This is a genomic window from Arsenophonus nasoniae DSM 15247, from assembly GCF_000429565.1.
GTDB lineage: Bacteria > Pseudomonadota > Gammaproteobacteria > Enterobacterales > Enterobacteriaceae > Arsenophonus > Arsenophonus nasoniae.
This window is the reverse complement of record NZ_AUCC01000170.1, coordinates 1-2,674: the sequence shown is the minus strand read 5'-3', so window position 1 is coordinate 2,674 and position 2,674 is coordinate 1. Positions and strand designations below refer to the sequence as shown.

Annotated in this window: 3 protein-coding genes; all 3 read left to right on the top strand. The window is 31.1% G+C overall.

Annotated features, from left to right (window positions below):
* Window positions 1-576: 576 nt before the first annotated feature.
* The 3 genes from G468_RS0116980 to G468_RS0116970 all read left to right on the top strand — a co-directional run bounded on the left by G468_RS0116980 (window position 577) and on the right by G468_RS0116970 (window position 2,475).
* On the top strand, window positions 577-1,509 hold the full coding sequence (locus tag G468_RS0116980; RefSeq protein ID WP_026824036.1) for a replication initiator protein A: 933 nt from the start codon (window positions 577-579) through the stop codon (window positions 1,507-1,509).
* A 106-nt stretch (window positions 1,510-1,615) separates the two neighbouring features.
* Window positions 1,616-2,245 (top strand): ParA family partition ATPase, encoded by a 630-nt coding sequence (parA, locus tag G468_RS0116975; protein ID WP_026824035.1) that lies wholly within the window; start codon window positions 1,616-1,618, stop codon window positions 2,243-2,245.
* A gap of 20 nt (window positions 2,246-2,265) precedes the next feature.
* Window positions 2,266-2,475, top strand: coding sequence for a chromosome partitioning protein ParB (locus G468_RS0116970; protein ID WP_026824034.1), 210 nt, complete (start codon window positions 2,266-2,268; stop codon window positions 2,473-2,475).
* Window positions 2,476-2,674 lie beyond the last annotated feature (199 nt).

The following is a 2,674-nucleotide window of genomic DNA, read 5'->3' as shown; positions in this document are numbered from 1 at the left end:
ACTAAACACAATAAATCGATCCCCATCTCCTTTTTGCAATAAGGGATGGCTTTTGCTACTCACTTTAAAAGCGATTCAATTTCCTAACCATCGAGGAAGCGGAATATCACAATTGCAAAAGAGAAATACGGTCACTCAGTAGTCACCTATTTTGGGGTTTAGGGTTTTGTTAGAAAAAAAGTTATCCACAGAAAAACCTCGCGCGCGCGTAGTTATATTTAGTTATGTATAAGTTAAAAGAGTTAAAGACTAAAAGAAGATAAACAAAATGAATATAAGAAATTGATTTTAAATATAAAAAAAACACTTAACACTGCTTGTTGGTTTTTAAATTACGATAGTTGGTTTTTAAATTACGATAGTTGAAATGACTTATTAACAGGGAAATTGTTTATTTTTTATATAATTTATTCTGTAAATATTGAGTAGGTTTTTAAATTACGATATATTAGTTTTTAAATTACGATATATATAATTAAAACTTGGTTTTTAAATTACGAAAATATCGATTCTGTAAAGTGTGTCAGCACCTTACAGAATCTAACCAACAATCCTAATTACTCTAGGAGTGAGGCTATGGCTGATCATACAAAGAAAACAGGAAAATGCAATTTGAAGACGTTACGTCCACAAAAACATAAGCAAATTGAATTTTTTATCGCTGACGATATTGATATTTTTAGTTTTCGTGACGAAATAGCGAGTATGGAACATCCTTTTTTTGCTTTGAAAGGGGGTGATACAAAAGTTAGAAAATATAAAAATGGCAATATAACAGTTACTGTTAGATCTTCTGCTGAAATTGGTTTAGCAACAGTCTTTGATAAAGATATCTGGATTTATGCTATTTCAAAATTGCAGGAAGCGATTAACAATAATTCTGATATTAGTCGTACTGTGGCTTTTACCCCTTATGATTTTTTTATTACAACAAACAGAAGTACAAGTGGAGTCGCTTATAAGGAATTAAGAAAGGCATTAAATCGCTTAAAAGGCACAGTCATTGAAACAAATATAAATTATTTTGATGATAAACAAGAAACTTGTTTATTTGGATTGATTGAAAGTGCACGTATTATTGGAGAAAAAAAAGGTAAACTTGATATAGGGATGATTGAAATTACTTTGCCAGAGTGGTTATATCAGGCATTGTACAAAAAGAAGATAATCAAAATTAGCCCTGATTATTTTCGCATACGAAAAGCTATCGATAGACGATTATACGAAATTGCTCGTAAGCATTGTGGTAGTCAACATGAATTTACTATTTTTCTTGAAAAACTACATATAAAAACAGGAAGTACAGCCCTTCTAAAAATGTTTAGACATAATCTAAAACAACTAGCAAAAACAAATGATCTCCCTGATTATGAAATTTTTTTTGATTCTATTACAGACAAGGTTACTTTCAAAAATCGCAATCAAAATACTCCTCAGGCAGAAGCATCACGTAAACGAGAAAAAGGAAAAAAGGAAATTTATAAAATTAAAAATAAACTTTCAAAGTAATTATTCCCTCCTTAAATGAGTAAAAAATTATTTGAGTTAACATTTTTTTAAGTTTATACTTAAATAAGTTTAAGAGTATAAGTTCAAAAGCTCTATTGAGGTAATGATGAAGATAATTGCTGTTTTGAATCAAAAAGGTGGTTCTGGAAAAACAACTATAGCAACGCATTTAGCAAGAGCTTTCCAATTATTTGGTGCTAGCGTTTTATTAATTGATTCAGATCCTCAAGGTAGTGCTAGAGATTGGGCGGCGGTAAGAGAAGATCAGCCCTTAACAGTTGTGGGTATTGATCGACCAACTATTGGAAGAGATCTGAAAAATATAGGATACAAAGATTTTATTATTATTGATGGAGCTCCTCAAGCTGCGGATCTTGCTGTTTCTGCAATAAAAGCTTCTGATATTGTTTTAATCCCAGTCCAACCTTCTCCATATGATATATGGGCTACATCTGATTTAGTTGATTTGGTAAAACAAAGAATCGAAGTCACTGATGGAAAAGTGAAAGCCTCTTTTATAGTTTCAAGAGTAATTAAAGGGACAAAAATAGGGAATGAAGTAACCGATACTTTGAGTGAATATGAATTGCCTGTGCTGGAAAGTAAAATAACTCAACGTGTTGTTTATCCTAGCACGGCGGCAAGAGGCAAAACAGTTCTTGATGAAGATCTTAATAATCCAGCCTCAATTGAGATTATTTCTTTGTATGAAGAAATAAAACAAAAGCTTATTTAAGTTTATGGTGAAAAACTCATATGAGTAAACAAAAAATACTTTCGGCTGGTAGGCCAACATTAAAAAATAAAGAAAAAATGCTTGCTAGCTTATCAGATGATATTCAATTAAAAAGAGTAAATTTTGATTTAACTTTTGATAATCATTTGAAATTAAAGATGTATGCTGCAAAAAGAGGAAAAACTATAAAAGAAGTTTTAACAGAATTTGTTGAACATTTACCTGAGTAACATTTATTTACTTAAATGAGTTAAAATTTATTTGAGTTAATTTTATCACTATCTTGCCAGAATTAGAGCTCTGACAAGATAGCTAATCCAAAACCTAAGCAAACTAGGAGTCGGACTATGCGAAATAGTACGCATATTGCGCGCATAATGAAAGCGTGCGACATATCAATCGAGCAGCTTTTGAGCTTTGCTCTCACAT